At 63.7% G+C, this 21,209-nt stretch carries 19 protein-coding genes and 2 tRNA genes; 9 read left to right on the top strand and 12 right to left on the bottom strand.

The genetic code is table 11. The features are described 5' to 3' along the window. Window positions 1-8 precede the first annotated feature (8 nt). The gene (locus tag I6L45_RS00415) at window positions 9-3,761 is read left to right on the top strand and encodes an AAA family ATPase (RefSeq protein WP_216983131.1); all 3,753 of its coding nucleotides are present in this window, start codon (window positions 9-11) and stop codon (window positions 3,759-3,761) included. A 219-nt stretch (window positions 3,762-3,980) separates the two neighbouring features. Here I6L45_RS00415 and crr read toward each other — a convergent pair whose 3' ends face one another. The 4 genes from crr to cysK all read right to left on the bottom strand — a co-directional run bounded on the left by crr (window position 3,981) and on the right by cysK (window position 7,975). Beyond that, complete coding sequence (gene crr / locus I6L45_RS00410) at window positions 3,981-4,490, bottom strand: PTS glucose transporter subunit IIA (RefSeq protein WP_010673569.1); 510 nt, start codon at window positions 4,488-4,490, stop codon at window positions 3,981-3,983. A gap of 43 nt (window positions 4,491-4,533) precedes the next feature. Next, window positions 4,534-6,261: a phosphoenolpyruvate-protein phosphotransferase PtsI gene (gene ptsI, locus I6L45_RS00405; protein WP_043758998.1), complete on the bottom strand. Its 1,728-nt coding sequence runs from the start codon at window positions 6,259-6,261 to the stop codon at window positions 4,534-4,536. Between the two features lie 44 nt (window positions 6,262-6,305). Then, entirely contained in the window at window positions 6,306-6,563 is a 258-nt protein-coding gene (locus I6L45_RS00400) for an HPr family phosphocarrier protein (protein ID WP_005303128.1), read from the bottom strand. Between the two features lie 443 nt (window positions 6,564-7,006). Further along, a complete protein-coding gene (gene cysK, locus I6L45_RS00395; protein WP_043759000.1) occupies window positions 7,007-7,975 on the bottom strand; it encodes a cysteine synthase A in 969 nt (322 codons plus the stop codon). A 163-nt stretch (window positions 7,976-8,138) separates the two neighbouring features. On the opposite strand from cysK, the gene I6L45_RS00390 reads away from it, so the two are divergent. From I6L45_RS00390 to I6L45_RS00380, 3 genes are read left to right on the top strand one after another with little or no spacing between them, the layout of a single operon-like run. Continuing rightward, on the top strand, window positions 8,139-8,981 hold the full coding sequence (locus I6L45_RS00390; protein WP_216983130.1) for a MoxR family ATPase: 843 nt from the start codon (window positions 8,139-8,141) through the stop codon (window positions 8,979-8,981). Continuing rightward, complete coding sequence (locus tag I6L45_RS00385) at window positions 8,982-10,145, top strand: VWA domain-containing protein (RefSeq protein WP_216983129.1); 1,164 nt, start codon at window positions 8,982-8,984, stop codon at window positions 10,143-10,145. A 55-nt stretch (window positions 10,146-10,200) separates the two neighbouring features. After that, the gene (locus tag I6L45_RS00380) at window positions 10,201-11,322 is read left to right on the top strand and encodes a beta-ketoacyl-ACP synthase III (protein WP_216983128.1); all 1,122 of its coding nucleotides are present in this window, start codon (window positions 10,201-10,203) and stop codon (window positions 11,320-11,322) included. Window positions 11,323-11,384: 62 nt separating this feature from the next. On the opposite strand, the gene tsaA is transcribed toward I6L45_RS00380, so the two are convergent. After that, complete coding sequence (tsaA, locus tag I6L45_RS00375) at window positions 11,385-12,092, bottom strand: tRNA (N6-threonylcarbamoyladenosine(37)-N6)-methyltransferase TrmO (protein ID WP_216983127.1); 708 nt, start codon at window positions 12,090-12,092, stop codon at window positions 11,385-11,387. 208 nt (window positions 12,093-12,300) lie between these two features. Between tsaA and I6L45_RS00370 the strand changes: the two genes are divergently transcribed. Beyond that, a complete protein-coding gene (locus I6L45_RS00370) occupies window positions 12,301-13,281 on the top strand; it encodes an NAD-dependent epimerase/dehydratase family protein (RefSeq protein ID WP_043759005.1) in 981 nt (326 codons plus the stop codon). Window positions 13,282-13,353: 72 nt separating this feature from the next. Here the strand turns inward: I6L45_RS00370 and I6L45_RS00365 are convergent, their stop codons facing one another. The 5 genes from I6L45_RS00365 to cydD all read right to left on the bottom strand — a co-directional run bounded on the left by I6L45_RS00365 (window position 13,354) and on the right by cydD (window position 18,049). Then, a complete protein-coding gene (locus I6L45_RS00365) occupies window positions 13,354-13,740 on the bottom strand; it encodes a DUF488 domain-containing protein (protein ID WP_043759007.1) in 387 nt (128 codons plus the stop codon). Window positions 13,741-13,750: 10 nt separating this feature from the next. After that, the gene (gene rcsF, locus I6L45_RS00360) at window positions 13,751-14,122 is read right to left on the bottom strand and encodes an Rcs stress response system protein RcsF (RefSeq protein WP_043759008.1); all 372 of its coding nucleotides are present in this window, start codon (window positions 14,120-14,122) and stop codon (window positions 13,751-13,753) included. Between the two features lie 201 nt (window positions 14,123-14,323). Next, window positions 14,324-14,476, bottom strand: a complete 153-nt coding sequence (locus tag I6L45_RS00355) for a hypothetical protein (RefSeq protein WP_216983126.1) — start codon at window positions 14,474-14,476, stop codon at window positions 14,324-14,326. 53 nt (window positions 14,477-14,529) lie between these two features. After that, on the bottom strand, window positions 14,530-16,275 hold the full coding sequence (gene cydC / locus I6L45_RS00350) for a cysteine/glutathione ABC transporter ATP-binding protein/permease CydC (protein ID WP_216983125.1): 1,746 nt from the start codon (window positions 16,273-16,275) through the stop codon (window positions 14,530-14,532). Further along, window positions 16,268-18,049, bottom strand: a complete 1,782-nt coding sequence (cydD, locus tag I6L45_RS00345; protein WP_216983124.1) for a cysteine/glutathione ABC transporter permease/ATP-binding protein CydD — start codon at window positions 18,047-18,049, stop codon at window positions 16,268-16,270. Before cydD ends, cydC begins: the two co-directional genes overlap by 8 nt. Window positions 18,050-18,250: 201 nt before the next feature. Here cydD and I6L45_RS00340 point away from each other — a divergent pair. Both I6L45_RS00340 and I6L45_RS00335 read left to right on the top strand, forming a co-directional pair. Then, window positions 18,251-18,324, top strand: a tRNA-Gly gene (locus I6L45_RS00340). A gap of 91 nt (window positions 18,325-18,415) precedes the next feature. After that, window positions 18,416-18,490 (top strand) — tRNA-Gly (locus tag I6L45_RS00335). Between the two features lie 126 nt (window positions 18,491-18,616). Here the strand turns inward: I6L45_RS00335 and arcA are convergent. Further along, on the bottom strand, window positions 18,617-19,336 hold the full coding sequence (arcA, locus tag I6L45_RS00330) for a two-component system response regulator ArcA (protein WP_010673581.1): 720 nt from the start codon (window positions 19,334-19,336) through the stop codon (window positions 18,617-18,619). Between the two features lie 385 nt (window positions 19,337-19,721). Here arcA and I6L45_RS00325 point away from each other — a divergent pair, with 385 nt between their 5' ends. Together I6L45_RS00325 and I6L45_RS00320 are read left to right on the top strand one after the other, a co-directional pair. After that, window positions 19,722-20,117 carry a DUF3293 domain-containing protein gene (locus I6L45_RS00325; RefSeq protein ID WP_216983123.1) on the top strand — a complete coding sequence of 132 codons (396 nt, stop codon included), beginning with the start codon at window positions 19,722-19,724 and terminating at the stop codon, window positions 20,115-20,117. 118 nt (window positions 20,118-20,235) lie between these two features. Continuing rightward, complete coding sequence (locus I6L45_RS00320) at window positions 20,236-20,715, top strand: putative 4-hydroxy-4-methyl-2-oxoglutarate aldolase (RefSeq protein WP_216983122.1); 480 nt, start codon at window positions 20,236-20,238, stop codon at window positions 20,713-20,715. A gap of 4 nt (window positions 20,716-20,719) precedes the next feature. On the opposite strand, the gene I6L45_RS00315 is transcribed toward I6L45_RS00320, so the two are convergent. Continuing rightward, window positions 20,720-21,196 (bottom strand): hypothetical protein, encoded by a 477-nt coding sequence (locus tag I6L45_RS00315; RefSeq protein ID WP_043759016.1) that lies wholly within the window; start codon window positions 21,194-21,196, stop codon window positions 20,720-20,722. Between the last annotated feature and the right edge of the window lie 13 nt (window positions 21,197-21,209).

The raw sequence follows: 21,209 nt of genomic DNA, 5'->3' as shown, positions 1-21,209 counted from the left end.
TGCAACTCATGAAAATCTTGTCGCTGTCAGGGGAGAATCTGGCCAGCCTGACCGGCCCCTTTACCATCGATTTTGCCGGTGGCGCCCTGGGGGCCGCCGGCCTGTTTGCCATCACCGGCAACACGGGGGCCGGCAAGAGCACCCTGCTCGATGCCATCTGTCTGGCGCTCTATGACGAGATGCCGCGCTTTATCGCCAATCGCAAGAACGTGGCCGAAGTGGGCCGCATGGATGACGAGGAGAAGCTCAAGGCCAACGACGTGCGCGGCATCCTCAGCCGCGGCCACGCCAGCGGTTTTGCCGAGGTGCAGTTTCGCGGCTGCGACGGCCGGGTCTGGCTGGCCCGCTGGGCGGTGCGCCGGGCCCGCAACCGCGCCGAGGGGCGCTTTCAGGCCCAGGAGCGCAGCCTGACCGACGTGGCGTCGGGTCAGGTGTTCAGTGGCAGCAAGCGGGAGCTGCAGGAGCGTATCGACGAGCTGGTGGGGCTCTCCTGGGAGCAGTTCCGCCGCGCCGTCATCCTGCCGCAGGGGGAGTTTGCCGCCTTCCTCAAATCGAGCGCCGACGAGCGTTCGGCCCTGCTCGAACGGATGACCGGCACCGAGCTCTACTCCGCCATTTCCATTCAAACCCATGAACGGGCGCGGGAGGAGCTGCAGAAACTGGCCTCCATCAGCCAGCGGCTCGGCGATGTGACACTGATGGACGAGGCGACCCGCGAGCAGTGGGTGAGCCAGCAGGTCAGCCTCGCCACCAGCCTCAAGCACGAGCAGCAACAGCAGCAGCTGATGCAGGACTTGCGCGACCTCAACAGCCGCATCGCCGCCCAGCAGCAGGCCTGTGAGGAGGGGGAGGCGGCCTTGGCCACGGCCGAGGCGGCCCACGGTGCGGCCGCCCCGGAGCGCGAGGAGTTCGCCCGCGCCGAACAGGCCCAGGTGGCTCGCGCCGATCACGACGAGCTGGCTCGCCTCACCCTGGAGGTGCAGCAGCAGGAGAAACTGCTGGCCGAGCTTGGTCCCGAGCTTGGCAAGCTGGAAGAGCAGACCCAGCAGGGCGCCCTCACCGAGCAGCAGCTGCTGGCGGAGAAGATCGCCGCCGAGCGTGAGTGGGGCGCCCTGCAGCCCGAGCTCAAGCGGGCGCAGGAGCTCGATACCCGCATTCGGGAAAAACAGCAGCAACTGCAGAAGATCCAGCAGGAGGGGAAGCAGGAGCGAGAGGTGCAGTTCACCCTGGAGCAGGGCTGGCACCAGCAGCGCCAGCAGGTGGAACAGCTCAAGGCCCGGCACCAGCAGTGGGGGGCATGGCTTGAAGAGCACAAGGCGCTGGCGCCGGTGGCCCGCCAATGGCAACCCCTGCTCATCGCCATGCAGGATTGGGCCGAGGATGCCGACAAACTGCAACAGCTGCTCACCCTGCGCGAGCACAAGCTGCGCGCCCTCAGGCAGTTGCAGCACCAGCTGGAGCAGGGGCAGCAGGAGCGCGACTACTGGCAGCGCGAGCAGACCCGGTTGCAGCAACAGCAGCACGAGCTGCAGGAGCAGCAGTGGGAGGGACGCCTGGCCAGGGCGCAGGAGCAGTGGCAGCAGCACACCGAACAGCTGGGCCAGCTGCGTCAGCTGCTGGAGCTGGCGGACTATGGCCGTAATCACGGCGAGCAGCATGGTCGCCTGCAGCAGGAGATCGCCCAGCTGGAGCAGGCGCTCGGCAAGCTGGCCATCCTCGGCGACGAGCTGGCGCCGGCCCGTGAGCGGCTCGCCCTGCAACGGGACGAGGCACGCCACGCGCTGGAGCAGTCCCGTGCCATTGCCAGCTTCGAGCAGCATCGCCACATCCTGCGCGACGGTGAACCCTGCCCGCTGTGCGGCGCCGAGGAGCACCCCTATCGCCAGAGCCAGCCGCAGGTGGCGGGCATTCTGGGGCAGCTGGCGGAGCGCGTCCGCGGCCTCGAGCTCGAGTGGGAGCGGCTCAATCACCAATATATTCAGTGCGAGAGCGAGCGCCAGGAGCTGGGACGCCAGCTGGCGGTGCGCCAGCAACATCTGCCTGAGCTGGAAACTCGCGCCGAGCAGCTGACCCAGCGCTGGCAGCAGCTCGGGGGCGATACCCTGCTCGGTCATCCGTTGCCGCTAGGTCAGAGCCCAATTGAGTGGAACGAGTTGATGAATACCCTGCTGGGCCGTGGCCAGAGCCTGGAGCAGGGGCTGGCCCGTAGCCAGCAGCAACTGCGCGAGGCCCAGCAGGGCCAGCAGCAGTTGCAGGCCGTGCGCCAGCAGCTGAGCCAGCTGGCCAGCCAGCACCAGCAGTTCGAGCAGCAGTGGCAGGAGGCCGACCGCCAGCGCATCGCTCTGGAGGGGGAGGTGAAGGCGATGGGCGAGCAGGAGACGACCCTGCGCCAGCGCCTCGAGCAGGGGGGCAATCGGCTCGACGAGCAGATGGGGGGCCAGCCCTGGCGCCAGTGGCTGGGCAGCCAGCAGTGGCTCGAGTGGCAGCGGGCCTGCGAGGCCTGGCTGCACGGCCAGAGCGAGTGGGAGCGACTGGCCGGCGAGATTGCCAGCCTCACCCCGGCCCTGAGTGCCCAGGAGGCGCGCCTGCAGACCCAGCGCGAGCTGCTGCACAAGCTCGAGCGCGACTACAAGGAGCATGAGCAGCAACGGCAGGGGCTGGTCACCAGCCGCGCCACTTGCCTGGGGGGCGAGGAGATTGCCCTGGTCGAGAGCCGCTGGCAGCAGCGGCTGCAGCAACTGGCGAGCGAACTGGAGGCTATGCAGGGGGCGGCCCGCGCCCTGCGCGAGCGCCAGACCGAGCTCAAGGCCCGTCTCAACCATCTGGAGCAGGAGAAGCAGGTGAGCAGCCGGCGGCGGCGGGAGGTGCTGGGGCGCTGGGCTGCCCACGCCAGCAGCCTCGGCATTGCCGAATATGACCTGCGCCGCCTGCTGGCCATGAGCCCGGATGAGCTCAAGGCGCGGCGCGCCGCCTTGCAAGCGCTGGAGGATGCCCGCGCCGAGGCGAGTACCCGTTTGACCGAGCGGCAGCGGGCGCTGGCGCTGGAGGAGAGCAAGCGGGATCGTTATCGCGAGCATCACCCCGAGCTGGCCGCGTTGGCGCCAGAGGAGCTCGACAGCCGACTGACGGCGCTGGAGGCGCACTGCCGCGCCCTCGACGAGCAGCTGTTCCAGTGCAAGAGCACGCTGGCCCAGGCAGAGGCGGCTGCCCTCAAGGCGGGTACTTTGCAGGAGGAGCTAGCCGCCCAGCAGGCGGTGGCGGATCACTGGCAGCGACTCTCCGATCTCATCGGCTCGGCCAGCGGTGCCAAGCTGCGAACCTTCGCCCAAAGCCTGACCCTGGAGCGGTTGCTGCTGGAGGCCAACGCCCAGCTTGCCGAGCTCTCCCCCCGCTATCGGCTGGAGCGGGTGCCCGGCACCGATCTGGCACTGCAGGTGGTGGATCTCGACATGGGGGACGAGGTGCGCTCGGTGGACTCCCTCTCCGGCGGCGAGAGCTTCCTGGTGTCGCTGGCGCTGGCGCTGGCCCTCTCCAGTCTGTCGTCGCGCCAGACCCAGGTCGAATCGCTCTTTATCGACGAGGGCTTCGGCACCCTGGATCCCGACAGCCTGGATCTGGCGCTCTCAAGCCTGGACTCCCTGCAGGCGGCCGGCCGCCAGATCGGGGTCATCTCCCACGTGCAGACCCTGGTGGAGCGGATCGGTGTGCAGATAAGGGTGGAGGCCCTCGGCGGCGGCGAAAGCCGGGTGGTGTTGCCCTGAGCCTGGGTCTGTCAGGCTCAAGATCCTAAAAAGCCAGTCCGGGATTCCGGACTGGCTTTTTCAATGGGGGGATGAATGAGGATCCCTTTCCCACCGGCATAGGGCCTGTATGAGGGGCCGTATCCCTTATCCAACGCCGGGGTTTACGACAGTCAGGCATAAAAAAACCGAAGCACCAGGCTTCGGTTTTTTGCGATCACTGGCACCAGGCCAGGGGCATCATTTCTTGATGCGGATCACCGGGGTTTCGCCCACGGTCACGGCACCAGTCATCTTCACCAGCTCTTTGATCTCGTCCATGTTGGAGATGACCACAGGAGTCAGGGTGGACTTCGCTTTCGCTTCCAGCACGGCCAGATCGAACTCGATGATGGTATCACCGCGCTTGACCTGTTGACCTTCCTGAGCGATACGGGTGAAGCCTTCGCCTTTCAGTTCGACGGTGTCGATACCAAAGTGAACGAACAGCTCGATACCAGAGTCGGATTCCAGAGAAAACGCGTGGTTGGTCTCGAAGATCTTGCCGATGGTACCGTCGCACGGAGCAACCATCTTGTTGCCGGCCGGCTTGATGGCGATGCCGTCACCGACGATCTTCTCGGCGAAGACAACGTCAGGCACATCTTCGATGGGCACGATTTCGCCGGACAGCGGGGCAAAAATTTCGATGCCGCCGGTATCAGAACTGTCGTCGGAAACCAGTTTCTTCAGTTTATCAAACAGACCCATAGTAAAAGCTCCTAGAGATGATTGTCGCTGTTTGCAGCCGATCTTAGCAGACTGCCTTCTGCTTAATAAAGTTATCTACACAGGCTTCGATTTCGGCGGCGGTCGCATAGCTCAGGGCCTGGTCTGCCATTGCCTTCACATCTTCGAAGTTGGTGTTGCGGATAAGCTTCTTGATACGCGGTACAGAGATGGCGCTCATGGAGAACTCATCCAGACCCATACCCAGCAGCAGCAGGGTGGCACGTTCGTCACCAGCCAGTTCACCGCACATACCGGTCCACTTGCCATTGTCATGGGAAGCGTCGATCACCATCTTGATCAGGGTCAGGACGGAGGGTGACAGCGGGTTGTACATGGCGGAAATCATCTCGTTACCACGGTCGACGGCCAGGGTGTACTGGGTCAGGTCGTTGGTACCGATACTGAAGAAATCCACTTCCTTGGCAAGATGATGAGCCATGACGGCCGCGGCCGGGGTCTCGATCATGATACCGACTTCGATGGATTCATCAAAGGCTTTGCCTTCGGCACGCAGTTCGGCTTTCAGCGTCTCCACGGTGGCCTTGAGGCTGCGGAACTCTTCGACGGAGATGATCATCGGGAACATGATGCGCAGCTTGCCGAAGGCGGAGGCGCGCAGGATGGCCCGCAGCTGGGCGTTCATGATGTCGGCGCGATCGAAGAAGATACGCACGGCACGCCAGCCCAGGAAGGGGTTCATCTCTTTCGGGAAATTCATGTAGGGCAGTTCTTTGTCGCCGCCGATGTCCATGGTGCGGACGATGATCGGCTGATCCGGCATGGCCTCTGCCACTTCTTTGTAGGCCTTGAACTGCTCGTCTTCGGTCGGCAGCGCGTCACGGTCCATGAACAGGAACTCGGTGCGGTACAGACCCACGCCTTCGGCGCCATTGCGGATGGCACCCTCGGTATCCTTGACGGTACCAATGTTGGCGCACACTTCGACCTGATGACCATCCAGGGTGATGGCAGGCAGGTCTTTCAGCTTGGCCAGCTCGTCCTTCTCGGCCTGGAACTGGGCCTGGAACTTCTTGGCTTCGTTCAGTTGATCGGCGGTCGGGTTGATGATGACCTGGTTGTTGATCGCATCCAGTACCAGCATGTCGCCGTTCTTGACGCGCTCGGTGATGTCGTTGGTGCCCACGACGGCCGGCAGCTCCAGGGAGCGGGCCATGATGGAGGTGTGGGAGGTGCGGCCACCGATGTCGGTGACGAAGCCCAGCACGTATTTCAGGTTGATCTGGGCCGTTTCGGACGGGGTCAGGTCTTTGGCGACCAGGATGACCTCTTCGTCGATGGTGCTCAGGTTGACAACGGCGATGCCCAGTACGTTCTTGACCAGACGGGTACCGATGTCGCGGAAGTCGGTGGCGCGCTCGCGCAAGTAAGGGTCATCCAGCTCGGCCATCATCTTGGCGTACTGTTCGATCACCTCGAAGATGGCTTTGTCGGCGGATGCCTTGTTGTCCTTGATGAAGGATCTGATATCCCCTTCCAGCTCTTCATCTTCGAGCAGCATGATGTGGCCTTCGAAGATGGCCTCTTTTTCTTCACCGAAGGTGCGACCGGCCATCTCTTTGATGGCTTCCAGCTGGGCGGCTGACTTGGTGCGGGCTTCGAGGAAGCGGTTGATCTCGGCATCAATCTGGTCGGCAGAAATCTTGCCCTGATTGATAACGATTTCATCTTCTTTCAGAAGAAGCGCCTTGCCGAATGCGATACCGGGGGACGCAAGAATGCCAGATATCATAATCCTTCCTATTAAAACGACTGTGGGGGAGGAATAAAGCTGGATTACTCCAGCTCGTCCATCAGGGCAACCAGCTTCTCAACGGCTTTCTGAGCGTCCGGGCCGTCGGCCTGGATGGTCACGTTGGTGCCTTTGGTCAGACCCAGGGTCTGCAGTTTGAACAGGCTCTTGGCGCTGGCGGATTTGCCACCGGAGACCACAGTGATCTCGCTTTGGAATTCTTTGGCTTCTTTCACGAACTGAGCTGCAGGACGGGTGTGCAGGCCGTTTTCAGCAGTAATAACAACAGACTTCTCGTACATGGTTTCACCCCATATTATTGATATTGTGTGGAGAGATGGTCGCTAATGAGGCTTCCTGTCTCACCGTGTCAGTATGGATATGTTGTAAAGTAACGAAATCAGACCTGCAATGGTTTAATCCAGGTCAATTTTCTGTGCAGTATTCGGCGTTTTGGCCAGGTCTTTTTTCGTTATCGCGCTACAAGCCGCGTCAGGACTGGCCTGAAATTAATTTATAACGAAAAATAACACTTTGTTACCTTGTGATACCTAGCCGGTAAACACCTCGTGACGCCGCACAGGATATGAGATTTATCACAGAATGTCTGCTTTTTTTGTCATGACGGAGTTTGTTATTTTACCCCAAAAAATAAGGGGCCGACTGACGCTGATGGCTATTGAGTTTAGCGCATAATGAAAACGGCGCTCCGAGGAGCGCCGTCGTTTTGATGTAAGCAGATCAACTACTGTTGCAGCTCTTGCTCGCTGAACACGCCGGCGAAGAGGGCGCTGGAGAGGTAACGCTCGGCGGCGCTCGGCAGGATGACGACGATGGTCTTGCCCTCGAACTCCGGCTGCTCGGCCAGACGGTTGGCGGCAACCACGGCGGCGCCGGAGCTGATCCCGGCCAGGATCCCTTCCTCTTCCATCAGACGGCGGGCCATCTCGATGGCCTCGTCGCTGCTCACCTGCTCGACCCGGTCCAGCAGGCTCAAGTCCAGGTTGCCAGGGATGAAGCCGGCACCGATGCCCTGGATCTTGTGCGGACCCGGTTTGATCTCTTCCCCTGCCAGCTTCTGGCTGATGACGGGGGACTCGCTGGGTTCGACCGCCACGGAGACGATGGCCTTGCCCTTGGTCTGTTTGATGTAGCGGGAGACCCCGGTGATGGTGCCGCCGGTGCCGACGCCAGCCACGAAGACATCGATATCACCATCGGTGGCCTCCCAGATCTCGGGGCCTGTGGTCTTCTCGTGGATTTCCGGGTTGGCCGGGTTTTCAAACTGCTGCAGCAGCACGTATTTGCCGGGCTCGGATTCGAGGATCTCGTTGGCCTTGGCGATGGCGCCTTTCATGCCGAGGGGGCCTTCGGTCAGCACCAGATTGGCACCCAGGGCCTTGAGCAGCTTGCGGCGCTCCAGGCTCATGGTGGCCGGCATGGTCAGGGTGATGGGATAGCCACGGGCTGCGGCTACGAACGCCAGGGCAATGCCCGTGTTGCCACTGGTAGGCTCGATGATCTCCTTGCCCTTGGTCAGCACGCCGCGTTTCTCGGCATCCCAGATGAGGTTTGAACCGATACGGCATTTGACGCTGAAGCTGGGGTTGCGGCTCTCGATCTTGGCCAGCACGCGGCCCTTGGTAACACGGTTGAGACGAACAAGCGGGGTATTGCCTATGGTCTGGCTGTTGTCCTCAAAAATTTTGCTCATGGTGCTATCCCTGTGTTTGTTAAGGCGATGAAACAAGATTAACCTGTGGTTTCTGAATGAGAAGTGACGAATCGTTATAACAATATGTTATTAGAACATATAGAACTTATTCTCTCTCGCCGAGGGGCCTCCCCGTGCCCGGGCGACCAAAGGAATGGATCTCATGGGATTTGCAGGAAGCGACCGCTATCTCGCATCAACGTCACTGAGTATGGCCGTCAACGCCGCCATCGTGCTGGAGAAGCCGCTGCTCATCAAGGGTGAGCCAGGCACCGGCAAGACGGTGCTGGCCGAGGCAGTGGCCGCCTCGCTCGGTGCTGACCTCATCAGCTGGCACATCAAGTCCACCACCAAGGCCCAGCAGGGACTCTACGAATACGATGCGGTGGCTCGATTGCGGGACTCCCAGCTCGGGGACCCGAGGGTGGGGGAGATAGGCCACTACATCCGCCGCGGCAAGCTGTGGCAGGCCTTCAGCTCAGAGCAGCGGCCTGTGCTCCTCATCGACGAGATCGACAAGGCCGACATCGAGTTTCCCAACGATCTGCTGCTGGAGCTGGATAGGATGGAGTTCGACGTCTACGAGACCGGCGAGCGGGTCAAGGCGCGTCAGCGCCCCGTGGTCATCATCACCTCCAACAACGAGAAGGAGCTGCCGGACGCCTTCCTGCGCCGCTGCTTCTTCCACTACATCCGTTTTCCCGACAAGGCCGAGATGGAGGCCATCGTCCGTCTGCACTACCCGGCCCTCAAGGAGAGCCTGCTCAGCGAGGCGATGGAGCTCTTCTTCGAGCTGCGCGCCGTCGAGGGGCTGCGCAAGAAACCCTCCACCTCCGAGCTGCTGGACTGGATCCGGCTGCTGCTTGCCGATGACATCGCCCCCGAGGCGCTGCGTGCCCGGGAGCCGGGCAAGCTGGTGCCCGCCCTCTACGGCGCCCTGCTCAAGACGGAGCAGGACTTGCACCTCTTCGAGAAGCTCGCCTTCCTGGCGCGCCGCGGCGGCTGAATGCTCATCGACTTCTTCCTCCATCTGCGCCGTCACAAGCTTCCCTGCAGCCTGCGGGAGCTGCTGGACTTGCACGGGGCGCTGGCGGCCAGGTTGGCCAGCGTCGACATGGAGGCGTTCTACCTGCTCGCCCGCTGCGTGCTGGTCAAGGACGAGGGGCACCTGGATCGCTTCGATCGCGCCTTCGCCGAATATTACGAGGGGTTGGATGCCATTCCCCTGCTGCCGGAAAGCCTGCCGGAGGAGTGGCTGCGCCAGGAGTTCGAGCGGCTGCTGAGCGAGGAGGAGAAAGCCCTGCTCAAGTCCCTTGGCGGTCTCGACAAGCTGCTTGAAACCCTCAACCAGCGCTTGCACGAGCAGAAGGGGCGCCACGCCGGTGGCAACAAGTGGGTGGGCATGGGGGGGAGCAGCCCGTTCGGTCACGGCGGTTATCACCCGGAAGGGATCCGCCTGGGGGGAGAGGGCCGGCATGGCCGGGCGACCAAGGTGTGGGAGGCGCGCCATTATCGCAACTTCAGCGACGAGAACGCTTTGGGCCAGCGCGCCATCCAGCTGGCCCTGCGAAAGCTCAGGCGCTGGGTGCGCAAGGGCAGCCCCTCCGAGCTGGATCTCGACGACACCATCCAGAGCTCGGCCCGCCAGGGCTGGCTCGATGTGAAGCTGCGGCCCGAGCGCCACAACGGCGTCAAGCTGCTGGTCTTCTTCGATGTGGGCGGCTCCATGGATGCCCACGTGGCCGAGGTGCAGCGGCTCTTCTCGGCCCTGCGCCACGAGTTCAAGCACCTGGTGTTCTTCTACTTCCACAACTGCCTCTACGACTTCGTCTGGCAGGACAATGCCCGGCGCACCGAGGAGCGCTTCGACACCCTGCGGCTGCTGCGCACCTATGGCAGCGACTACAGGGTGATTTTCGTGGGGGACGCCAAGATGGGCCCCTATGAAATCACCTGGCCGGGGGGCAGTGTGGAGTACTGGAACGAGGAGCCGGGGCAGGTGTGGCTCGAGCGTTTGCAGCACCACTTCCCCAGGATGGTCTGGATCAACCCTCTGCCCAGGCAGGAGTGGCTCTGGCACCCCTCCATCAAGTTGATGAATGAATTGGTTGGCGGGCGCATGCACCCGCTGACGCTGGCTGGTCTCTCCGCTGCGATCGACCAGCTGTGACCCTCTGAACCCTAAAAAACAGACAAGCCGGGACTGCACCCGGCCAGGAGCAAAGATGACCTCTATCGTAATCAGTGGCTCGGGCCTCTATACCCCGCCCCATGCCGTCAGCAACGAAGAGCTGGTGGCCGCCTTCAACCAGTACGTGGATCTTTACAACGAGGAGAACGCCTCCGCTATCGACGCGGGCCAGCTCTCTCCCAAGCAGCACTCGAGCTGCGAGTTCATCGAGAAGGCCTCCGGCATCAAGAGCCGCTATCTGGTGAGCCGCGAGGGAGTGCTGGATCCCGACATCATGCAGCCCCTGCTGGCGGAGCGTCCGGATGAGCAGCCCTCCATCATGGTGGAGATGGCGGTGGCGGCCGCCGAGCAGGCGTTGATCGCCGCCGGTCGCGAGCCGGGGGAGATCGATCTGGTGATAGTGGCGGCCTCCAACATGCCGCGCCCCTACCCGGCGCTGGCCATCGAGCTGCAGTACTATCTGGGGGCGGGCGGCATGGCGTTCGACATGAACGTGGCCTGCTCCTCCGCCACCTTCGGCATCAAGACGGCGGCGGATCTGCTGGCGGCGGGCTCGGCCCGGCTGGCGCTGGTGGTGAACCCGGAGATCTGCTCGGGGCATCTCAACTTTAGAGATAGAGACAGCCACTTTATCTTCGGCGACGCCTGCACCGCCGTGCTGCTGGAGCGGGAATCCGACTGCAAGGTGGCCAACCCCTGGCAGCTGGTGGCGAGCAAGCTGGTGACCCAGTACTCCAACAACATCCGCAACAACTTCGGCTTCCTGAACCGCTTCAGTCCGCGCACCCGCTACGGGGACGACAAGCTGTTCCGCCAGCAGGGGCGCAAGGTGTTCAAGGAGGTGCTGCCCCTGGTGTGCGATCAGATTGCCGCCCAGCTCGACGAGCAGGGGTGGGCGGCGGACGACTTGAGCCGGCTCTGGCTCCATCAGGCCAACCTCACCATGAACCAGTTCATCGGACGCAAGCTGCTGGGCCACGATGCCAGCCAGCAGGAGGCGCCGGTGATCCTGGACCGCTACGGTAACACCAGCTCGGCGGGTTCGGTCATCGCCTTCCACCTGTTCAACCAGGACTTGCCGAGCGGGGCCCGCGGCGTGCTCTGCTCGTTCGGGGCTGGCTACTCCATCGGCAGCCTGCTGCTGCAACGTCGCTGAGGGCAATCGTCAGGCAGAAAAAAAACCACCCGTGCGGGTGGTTTTTTGTCTGTGCGGGGTGTTCAGTTCGCAGGCTCGATGGCGAGCACCTCGCACGACGGCTCGCTGATGCGAAAGCGCACGTTCACGTCGAACAGCCTGACCCCGTACTCCTTGTCGTCCGGTTTGCCCTTCTTGTAGGCGGGGCGCGGGTCCTGGGCCAGCACCTCGCTCACCAGCTGGCGCAGCTCGGGGTGGGCCTGGAGCCAGGGGGCGAGCTGCTGCTCGGCCTGGGGGCTGAAGCTCACCGACAGCGGCGCTGTGGGGGCGTCCGGGGCGAAGCCACCACGGGCGTGAGGCAGGCTGTCGGCATAGGGAATGTAGGGCTTGATGTCGACGACGGGGGTGCCATCGAGCAAGTCCACCGCCCCCAGCTCCAGCCAGAGCTTGCCCCGTGCCCGGCCGACGCCGTGCAGCTCGACCACGGAGAGGCCGAGGGGGTTCGGGCGGAAGGTGGAGCGGGTGGCAAAGACCCCGACCCGCTCGTTGCCGCCGAGGCGCGGCGGGCGCACGGTCGGATGCCAGCCCTGGGCCATGGTCTGGTGAAACACGAAGCTGATCCAGAGATGGGAGAACTGCTCGATGCCGCGCAGCACGTCCGGCTGATCGTAGGGGGGAAGCAGCTCGAGGCGGGCGCGGGCCGAGGTGACCAGGCCGGGCTGGCGGGGGATGGCGAACTTCTCCTTGTAGGGAGAGCGGATGATCCCGAGGGTATCGATGTCGAACTTCATGGCGGGTCCTGGCTGAAAACCCCGGCAATGTAGCACAGGCGGGCCGAAAACGCAGGCACCCTGGCGGCCGGGGCGTTGCCGCCACCCTGTGATCCGGGTCGCAGACCCGGGGGCGCGGGGCTGTGCCCGGGCGTGAACTTGCGTAGGGTGGTGCGCAAAGGAGACGCCGGACGTGGCCAGGGCGCCACGCCGCACAGGAGAGACAGGGATGAAATTGCTGATTATCGGCGGCACCGGCTTCCTGGGCCGCCACCTCACCTCGCTGGCCCTGGACTGGGGCCACGAGGTGACGCTGTTCAATCGCGGCCACCGCCAGCACCCGGACTGGCGCGAGCTGACCCGGTTGCAGGGGGACAGGGATCTCGATCTGACGCCCCTGCAGGCGGACGGGCTGCATTGGGATCTCGCCATCGACACCTGCTGCTATCGCCCCGAGCAGGCCGAAAGGCTCTCAGATGCCCTGCTGGGACGCTGCGAGCGGCTCATCTTCATCTCCACCATCAGCGTCTATCGTGACTTCGCCCGGCCCGAGATGGATGAGTCTGCGCCGCTGCACGAGATGGGGGATCCGCTTCCGACCGACTATGGCCCGCTCAAGGTGTGGTGCGAGGCGGCCTATCGCGAACGCTGGGGCGAGCGGCTCTGCATCCTGCGCCCCGGCGTGCTCTGCGGCCCCTTCGACCCCACCGGGCGCCTGGCCTGGTGGGTGAGGCGGGTGCAGCAGGGCGGGCCCTGGCTGCTGCCGGGGGAGGGGCAGGACAGGCTGCAATACCTGGATGTGCGCGACTGCGCAGAATTTGTGTTGCGGGCCGCCGAGCAGCGGCTGGAGGGTTGCTTCAATCTGCTCAAGCCCGGCATCGCGCTGGCGGACTGGGTGGAGCGCCTCGCCGCCCGGCTGGTGCCGGCGACGGCACTGCAGCCCCAGTGGCGGCCCTGGGCCGCCCTGATAAAGGCGGGGGTCGAGCCCTGGCAGAGCTACCCGACCCTGTTGCCCAGCACGCAGGCGGAGTATGCGGGTTATGGCACCATCAGCGCCGAGGCCGCCATCGTCCACGGCCTGAACTTCCGCCCCCTGGAGGAGACGGTGGCCGATCTGGTGGAGTGGCTCGCGAGCAACCCGCAGGGGCCGCTGGCGGGCATGAGCCGGGCTGAGGAGGAGGCGCTGCGCCGGCGGCTGGGGGAGGCCTGAATAAGGGGGTACAGGGCAATAAAAAAGAGAGGGCACCCCGGTGCCCTCTCTGCTTTCATTTTGCCTCAGGCGTCAGCGCAGGAGCGCGCCGCACTCGGTCAGCAGAGCCCTCAGCACGCTGCGATGGCAGCGGGACTCCTGCTCGCAGTAACAGCCGACCGACAGGTTGGTGGTGTGGGAGAGGGCGGCAAGCAGGGCCAGATCGTGCTTCGCGGCCGGGGTGGCCATCTCGGCCTTGTACTGCTTGCAGAAGGCGGTCCACTGGGCCGGGGTCTCGGCGCTCTGGCCCAGCTTCATGGTCTCGGCGCTGGGGGCCAGGTTGGGGAACCAGACGTCGTACCAATCCTGGCTGGCGAATTCCGCCTTGGGCACGCCGCGGGGCGGGCGGCGCACGGTACCGATACGCAGCCCCTCGTCCGCGAGGCGGGGGCTGCCGAGACGCACTATGGCCACTGCCATGGCGGGCTCCTTACTTCTCTTCGGCCACTTTCAGTGCCTGGCCGTAGCAGATCACCTGCTTCAGGCAGCCCGGCACGTCGCTGAACTCGGCGCATTTGTCGAAGCTGACACCGTTGCCGCCCATGTCCGCCACGCGGCGGCGGGCCAGGGTGCGCGCCTCGCCGGCATTGGGTACCGCCTGATTGGCATCGCTCTGGCAGGATTCCCCCTCGACAGTGCCGAGGTAGAGGTAGTTGAGATCGGCGAGCTCGCTTGGCTCGTAGATGCGGACGCTGCCCGGCTTGAAGTATTCGTCGAAGTTTTCCTTGTCCAGATTGCTGTTGAAGGAGAAGTCGGCGCAACCGGAGGCGATGAGTGGCAGCAATAGAATCAGGCGTTTCATGTCGATGTCTTGTTGAACGGTGAGAGGGGCATTATAGGGGCCAGTCGCTGCCTGCGACCAGCCCCATTTTTGGCCTGGTGGGAAGGGTGTGACAGGGATCAGGCCGGAGCCAGCCACTGGTGCAGGCTGCGGTAGTCGTCGTTGGCAAGCAGGGTCTCTGGATGAGAGAGGGGTGCACCGGCGCCCCTCGTGTGACTGCTGTCAGGCAGGAGCCAGCCGTTGGGGCAGGCTGCGGTAGTCGTCGTCGGTGAGCAGGGTCTCTGGATAAGAGAGGGGCGCACTGGCGCCCCTCGGGTGACTGCGATCAGGCCGGAGCCAGTCGCTGGTACAGGCTGCGGTAGTCGTCGTTGGCAAGCAGGGTCTCTGGATAAGAGAGGGGCGCACTGGCGCCCCTCGGGTGACTGCGATCAGGCCGGGGCCAGCCGCTGGTGCAGGCTGCGGTAATAGACGTCGGCGAGCAGCGTCTGATGCGGGGCGCACAGGCGGATCCGCCCCTCTTCCATCAGGGCGACCCTGTCCATCCGCTCCAGTCCCAGCAGACGGTGGGAGATGAGCAGCAGGGTGCGATTTGCCCCCAGGGTCAGCAGCAGATCCATGATCTCCCGCTCGGTCTGGCTGTCGAGCCCTTCGGTCGGCTCGTCCAGCAGCCAGAGCGGCGCGTCGTGCAGCAGGGCGCGGGCGATACCGATACGGCGGCGCTCCCCGCCGGAGAGCGGACGGCCACCATCCCCGAGCCAGGCATCCAACCCGGCCTCGGTCTGATTTTCCTCATGCTCAAGCAGGCTGGCGAGACCCACCTGGGTGAGCACCTCCGTCAGCCGCTCATCGCTGGCGTTGGGGGCGGCCAGCCTGAGGTTGCCGCGCAGGGTATCGGCAAACAGGTGGACCCGCTGGCTGACGACGGAGCAGGAGGCGCGCAGCGCGTCCTCGCCGTACTGGGTCAGGGGTCTGCCGTCCAGCAGGATCTCCCCGGACTGCGCCGTCCACTCCCGGGTCAGCAGCCCCATCAGGGTTGACTTGCCGCAGCCGGTCTGCCCCAACAGCGCGAGCTTCTCGCCCGCGTGCAGTTGCAGGGTGCAACCCTGCAGCACGGGGCCGTCCTGGTCCGGATAGGTGAAATGGACATCCCGCATCTGCAAGGTGCCCGCGCTGGCGGGGGCCTGATCCTCTCCCCACGCTGGCGCCCTGGCCTCCTGCAGGATCTCGTTGAGGCGACGGGCCGAGGTGAGGCTGGTAGATAGATGCTGGAAGGCGCCCGCCAGCGGCAGCAGCGCCTCGAAGCTCGCCAGGGTGGCGAACACCATCAGCGCCGTGATGGGGTCGGGGATACTGCCCCCGACGCCGTGACCGGCCAGCCAGAGCATCAGGGTCAGGGTCCAGCCGCTCAGCAGCTGGACCGAGAACGCGGCCAGACCGCTGACCCTGGCCATGCGGGCCTGGGCCTGGATGAGGGTCCGCTCCGCCTGCTGCAACTCGGCGAGCGCCCCGGGGGCGGCGGCGAACATCTGCAGTTCGGCATGACCATCCAGATAGTCCACCAGGCGGGTGCGCAGGCTGGACTTCTCGGCGATGAGCCGGCGGCCCGGTGCGCGCCCGGCAAAGTAGAAGACCAGGGGCAGGGCCAGCATGCCAAACAGCAGGATGGCGCCCAGGGTCAGGGCGAGGCGGCTGTCGAAGAAGGAGAGGAAGAACACCAGCCCGGCACAGCTCAGCAGCGCCGCTCCTATGGGGGTGATGAGGCGCAGGTAGACGTGGTCCATGGCGTCGATGTCGGCCACCAGGCGGTTGAGCAAGTCCGCCTGCCTAAAGCCGGCCAGGGAGCCGGGGGAGAGGGGGGAGAGCTTCTCCCAGAACCAGACCCGCAGCCGGGTCAGCACCCGGAAGGTGGCATCGTGGCTCACCACCCGCTCGCCCCAGCGGCTGGCGGTGCGCACGATGGAGAAGAAGCGCACCCCGCCCGCCGGGGTCATGTAGTTGAAGGTGTCCCGGGTGGCGACGGCCAGCCCGGCCACCGCGGCGGCGGAGAGGAACCAGCCGGAGAGGGAGAGCAGCCCCATGCCGGCCACCAGGGTGACCAGGGCCAGCAGCAGGCCCAGGGAGAGGCTGAGCCAGTGCTGGCGATAAAGACGCAGGAACGGCAGTAGATCAGTCATCGAGAGAGTCTCCGAAACCTTGTGACTGGTGCTGGGAGAGGAGGTGGGCGAAGGGCCCGCGGGCCTCGCTGAGCCGTGCGAACTGGCCTTGTTCCACCAGCTGGCCACGCTCCAGCACCAGGATGTTGTCCATCTGGCTGAGCTGGTCGAGGCGATGGGTGATCATCAGCAGGGTCTGGCCTAGTGAGGCCTGCTCGAGCGTGCCCATGATGGCGCGTTCCGAGTGGCGATCCAGGCTGGCGGTGGGTTCATCCAGCACCATCATCTGGGTCTCCTTGAGCAGGGTACGGGCCAGGGCGATGCGCTGGGCCTGACCGACGGAGAGGCCGCCGGCCTGATCCCCGACGCGGTAGTCCAGCCCCTTCTCCTTGACGAAGGACCAGGCCTCTGCCCGAGTCAGCACCGCCTCGAGCTCCGCATCGCTCGCGGTGGGCTTGGCCAGCAGCAGATTGTCACGCAAGGAGGCGTGGAAGAGCTGCGGATTCTGGGAGAGCCAGCCCAGTTGCAGGCGCCACTGGCTGATGTCCAGGGTGTGTAGCTCCACGCCGTTGACGCGAAGGGAACCGCGATAGGGGGCAAAGCCAAGCAGGGCGTTGACCAGGGAGCTCTTGCCCGCCCCGCTGATGCCGACCAGGGCGGTGCGCGTGCCAGCTTCCAGGGTGAAATCGAGGGGGCCGACCAGCACCTTGCCCTCGGCGCTCAGCACCTCCAGGGCGCAAGCCTCCACCCGGATGGGACCCTGGGCGTGGAAGGGGGTCGTTCCCGAGGCAGGCTCGCTGACCTCGGCTTCCAGAAACTCCAGCAGCTGTTCGGCGGCGCCGATGGCCTGCGCCTTGGCGTGGTAGTGGGCGCCGAGCTCCCGCAGGGGGGCGTAGAACTCGGGGGCGAGGAAGAGCACGAACAGGCCGGTAAAGAGCGTGACCTTGACGCCATAACTGCCAAAGTTGAGGTGATCTATATAGGAGAACCCGAAATAGACGGCCACCAGGGCCACTGCGATGGCGGCGAAGAACTCCAGCACGGCGGTGCTCAGGAACGCTAGGCGCAGCACCTCCATGGTGCGCTCGCGAAAATCTTCCGAGGCGTCGCGGATGGCGTCACCCTCCGCCCGGGTGCGCATGAAGAGTTGCAGGGTACGCAACCCCTTGAGGCGATCGAGGAAGTGGCCGGAGAGGCGCGCCAGCGACTGGAAATTGCGGCGGTTCGCATCGGCGGCCCCCACCCCCACCAGGATCATGAAGAGCGGGATCAGGGGGGCGGTGCCGAGCAGGATCAGGCCCGCCGCCCAGTTGACCGGGAAGACGGAGACCAGGATCACCAGAGGAATGAAGACGGCTATGGCCATCTGGGGTAGATAGCGAGAGAAGAAATCCTGCATCTCTTCGATCTGCTCGAGCAGCAGGCTGGCCCAGCTGCCGGCAGGGCGGCGCTGGATATAGGCGGGGCCGAGGCGGGCGAGGCGGGTGAGCACCAGCTCGCGAATGGCCTGACGCACCGCGCTGCCTGCCTTGAAGCTGGCCACCTCGCGTCCATAGGCCAGTGCGGCCTTGGTCAGGGTCACCAGCAGCAGGCTGACGAACAGGGGGGCGGATTGCTCAGGGCTCGAACCCTCGATGATGAAACCGTGGAGAAGGGTCGCCAGCAGCCAGGCTTGCATCACCATCAGGACGCCCTGACCCAGCCCGAGGGCGATGGAAAAACCGATCCAGCGTCGGCCATGGCCCGACTGCTTGCGCAACCAGCCATAGAGATGTTTCTGCCTGTTCTTGTCCATTCACCGCCTCCTCAAATGAGTGGCGCAAGACTATCGTCGCCCCCACGGCTTGGCAACCGTGTAAATCCGGCTCTGTGGGCGCATTTGTTTGAAAAAGCAGCTTCATGCTCAATAGTTGGCCGAACAGCTTGATTTATGGCAAAAAATGCGAAGTCGGTGATTGCGCTCGGCGGCAAAATGCATATAGTAGAGGCCACTGACGCGGGTGTAGTTCAATGGTAGAACGGCAGCTTCCCAAGCTGCATACGTGGGTTCGATTCCCATCACCCGCTCCACATTCCAGATGATGGCCAAGCTTGTCATCACCTCCGCCGAATCGCTCTCTGTCATGGGATGACCCATCAGACCAGCAGGTTTAGATGCCTAGCGGGCATCGTATAATGGCTATTACCTCAGCCTTCCAAGCTGATGATGCGGGTTCGATTCCCGCTGCCCGCTCCAGCCTTCATGCAAAAAGCCCACTCCGTCGAGTGGGCTTTTTGTTTTGCATTTTTCACGTTCTGGCGGCGGGGCCACAAACAGAAGAGGCGCCAACAGGCGCCTCTCGCTTCACACTCGGGAGCTGGCTTATTCCTGCTCCAGCTCGCCGCAGAAACGGTAGCCTTCACCGTGGATGGTGGCGATGATCTCGGGGGTGTCGCCCACGCTCTCGAAGTGCTTGCGAATGCGGCGGATGGTGACATCCACGGTACGGTCGTGAGGCTTGAGCTCGCGGCCGGTCATCTTCTTGAGCAGCTCGGCACGGGTCTGGATCTGGCCCGGGTTTTCGCAGAAGTGCAGCATGGCACGGAACTCGGAACGCGGCAGCTTGAACATGTCGCCCGCCGGGCTGACCAGCGCGCGGCTGTTGATGTCCAGCGCCCAGCCATTGAACAGGTAACGCTCCACCAGTTTCTTCTCTTCGCCACCGGCGGCCACGTTCATGGTGCGGCTCAGCAGGTTGCGGGCGCGGATGGTCAGCTCGCGGGGGTTGAACGGCTTGGTGATGTAGTCATCGGCACCGATCTCCAGGCCCAGGATCTTGTCCACCTCGTTGTCACGGCCGGTCAGGAACATCAGGGCGATGTTGTCATCCTCACGCAGTTCGCGCGCCAGCAGCAGACCGTTCTTGCCTGGCAGATTGATGTCCATGATCACCAGGTTGATGGTGTGGCTGGTCAGGGCCTGGTGCATCTCGTCGCCATTGTTGGCTTCCAGCACGATGTAGCCTTCGGCCTCGAAGATGCTCTTGAGTGTATTGCGGGTGACCAGCTCGTCTTCGACGATCAGAATATGTGGTGTTTGCATGAGTATTCCCAGATTCTTATCAGTTAATTATCGAAATTTTAACACTCTTTGGCGTTATCCGACCGGTCCTGAAAATTTATTACGTCATCCTGGGTATGAAAATCAGGTCGAATCATCGCGAATTTGGTAACTATGTTGGCAAGCGTCCCTGTGCCATCCATAGGCTCTCAACAAGTCTGATCGAGAGGTGTCCGGAGAGGTAGTCCATTACAAAAGTTGCTGCATTTTATCAGTTAACAGGCGCATAACAACACTCTTTGCCGTCAGATAGCAACTTTTTAACTCGGGTTTGATATAAGTCAATCCCCGAGTTCGCTGCATCATACTTGGGCTGGCCCGCTTTTTCGCCCTTAATAAATGTAATGGGATGTAACATGTGGTTGACATGACTTTGTGGGAAAACTACAGAAAAGTGTGCTTCATTGCCCCCTCTGCACCGCCGGACTGGCCTGCCTATGCCATCGTCACGGCCTGGAACCCGGCCAGCCGCTGGGTGGGGCCGCGTCGCAATGCCCGCCGCCAGCGGGCCCTGATGCGGCAGGTGGGCGAGCTCCCCGTCCTGCCGGTGTGGGGGAGCGATGAAGACGAGCGTTGGCAGGAGCCCTCCCTGCTGCTGCCACTCTCGCAGGCCGAAGCCGTCCGGCTGGCCGCCCGCTTCGGGCAGAATGCCCTCTACTGGGTGGAGGCCGGTGAGCTCTGGCTGGTGCCCGTTTTGCTAGAAGGGGTACCCTGCCATCTGGGACGGCTGGCGTCCCGCTGGCGGATCCGCCCTTCTGCGTGACGAAGGGGTGAGTAAGAGCTCACCCATCTGGACGGGCTGCCCAGGTCCCGGATTGTCAGACCCTCCCCATGATGAAAGAATGAACGTTCAGATTTCACTCCATGGAAGGATGATGAGCATGCTGGACTTACTGCCCGACCTTTGCGATCAACACGGTGACACCCTGCAGGTGGCCGATCCCCTGTTTCACGACTATGGCGGCAAGGCGCTGTTTCACGGCGAGGCGGTGACCCTCTCCTGTTTCGAGGACAACAGCCTGGTGCGGGAGCTGGTGAACCGGCCCGGCCAGGGCAAGGTGATGGTCATCGACGGGGGAGGCTCCCTGCGCCGGGCACTGCTTGGTGATCAACTGGCCATCAAGGCGGTGGAGCAGGGGTGGGAGGGGATCCTCATCAACGGCGCGGTGCGGGATGTGGGCACTCTGGCCACGCTGGCGCTCGGGGTCAAGGCGCTGGCGCCCTGCCCGGTCAAGACCGAGAAACGGGGGCTAGGTACGCTGGATGCGGTGGTCACTTTTGCCGGCGTGACCATAGCCCCGGGTGACTATGTCTACGCCGACCTCAACGGTGTGCTGGTGAGCGGCGCACGCCTGCTCTGAGGCCTCAGAAGTTGAAGCCCACTCCCAGGGTGAGGAATTGCTCGGTGCTGAAGGCGCTGACGCCGTAGTTGGCGGTGATGGCCAGTTGCGGCGTCACCAGCAGGCTGCTGTTGAGCTCAACCAGGGTGCTGGGCTTGCTCACCTCCAGCTGCTTGAGCTGGCTGCCGATGTTGAGGGAGGGGGAGACGCGATAGCGCACCCCTGAGCTGATATTGAAGCCGGCTCGGTCACTGTCGGTGCCGATGGCGGGCCCCGCCTCCATGTAGAGGCTGATGTCGTCTTCCACCGGATACTGGTAGCCGGTATTGATGAGCCAGATGTCAAAATTGTCGCCCGGGTGGGCCTGATTGCCGAGCAGGATGCCGGAATAGCTCTTCACGTAGAGCGAGTTGTCTGCATCTGTCTGGAGAAAACTCCAGTCGGCGGCCTGGGCCGAGAAGGCGAGGCTGGATGCGAGTGCGATGACGAGAGATCTGGCCATTCGTTTCCCCTCC

The sequence above is a fragment of the Aeromonas sp. FDAARGOS 1415 genome, from assembly GCF_019048365.1.
Lineage (GTDB): Bacteria > Pseudomonadota > Gammaproteobacteria > Enterobacterales > Aeromonadaceae > Aeromonas > Aeromonas taiwanensis.
The sequence above is the reverse complement of the archived record's forward strand: the minus strand, read 5'-3'. Positions and strand labels throughout refer to the sequence as shown.

Bases quoted from the DNA above. Each gene is read 5' to 3' on its own strand.
- arcA (WP_010673581.1), bottom strand. From the start codon at position 19,336: ATGCAAACACCACATATTCTGATCGTCGAAGACGAGCTGGTCACCCGC.
- I6L45_RS00365 (WP_043759007.1), bottom strand. From the start codon at position 13,740: ATGGCAGTGGCCATAGTGCGTCTCGGCAGCCCCCGCCTCGCGGACGAG.
- I6L45_RS00325 (WP_216983123.1), top strand. From the start codon at position 19,722: ATGACTTTGTGGGAAAACTACAGAAAAGTGTGCTTCATTGCCCCCTCT.
- cysK (WP_043759000.1), bottom strand. From the start codon at position 7,975: ATGAGCAAAATTTTTGAGGACAACAGCCAGACCATAGGCAATACCCCG.
- cydC (WP_216983125.1), bottom strand. From the start codon at position 16,275: ATGACTGATCTACTGCCGTTCCTGCGTCTTTATCGCCAGCACTGGCTC.
- I6L45_RS00385 (WP_216983129.1), top strand. From the start codon at position 8,982: ATGCTCATCGACTTCTTCCTCCATCTGCGCCGTCACAAGCTTCCCTGC.
- cydD (WP_216983124.1), bottom strand. From the start codon at position 18,049: ATGGACAAGAACAGGCAGAAACATCTCTATGGCTGGTTGCGCAAGCAG.
- tsaA (WP_216983127.1), bottom strand. From the start codon at position 12,092: ATGAAGTTCGACATCGATACCCTCGGGATCATCCGCTCTCCCTACAAG.
- I6L45_RS00400 (WP_005303128.1), bottom strand. From the start codon at position 6,563: ATGTACGAGAAGTCTGTTGTTATTACTGCTGAAAACGGCCTGCACACC.
- I6L45_RS00370 (WP_043759005.1), top strand. From the start codon at position 12,301: ATGAAATTGCTGATTATCGGCGGCACCGGCTTCCTGGGCCGCCACCTC.
- I6L45_RS00315 (WP_043759016.1), bottom strand. From the start codon at position 21,196: ATGGCCAGATCTCTCGTCATCGCACTCGCATCCAGCCTCGCCTTCTCG.
- I6L45_RS00320 (WP_216983122.1), top strand. From the start codon at position 20,236: ATGCTGGACTTACTGCCCGACCTTTGCGATCAACACGGTGACACCCTG.
- I6L45_RS00380 (WP_216983128.1), top strand. From the start codon at position 10,201: ATGACCTCTATCGTAATCAGTGGCTCGGGCCTCTATACCCCGCCCCAT.
- rcsF (WP_043759008.1), bottom strand. From the start codon at position 14,122: ATGAAACGCCTGATTCTATTGCTGCCACTCATCGCCTCCGGTTGCGCC.
- I6L45_RS00390 (WP_216983130.1), top strand. From the start codon at position 8,139: ATGGGATTTGCAGGAAGCGACCGCTATCTCGCATCAACGTCACTGAGT.
- crr (WP_010673569.1), bottom strand. From the start codon at position 4,490: ATGGGTCTGTTTGATAAACTGAAGAAACTGGTTTCCGACGACAGTTCT.
- I6L45_RS00415 (WP_216983131.1), top strand. From the start codon at position 9: ATGAAAATCTTGTCGCTGTCAGGGGAGAATCTGGCCAGCCTGACCGGC.
- ptsI (WP_043758998.1), bottom strand. From the start codon at position 6,261: ATGATATCTGGCATTCTTGCGTCCCCCGGTATCGCATTCGGCAAGGCG.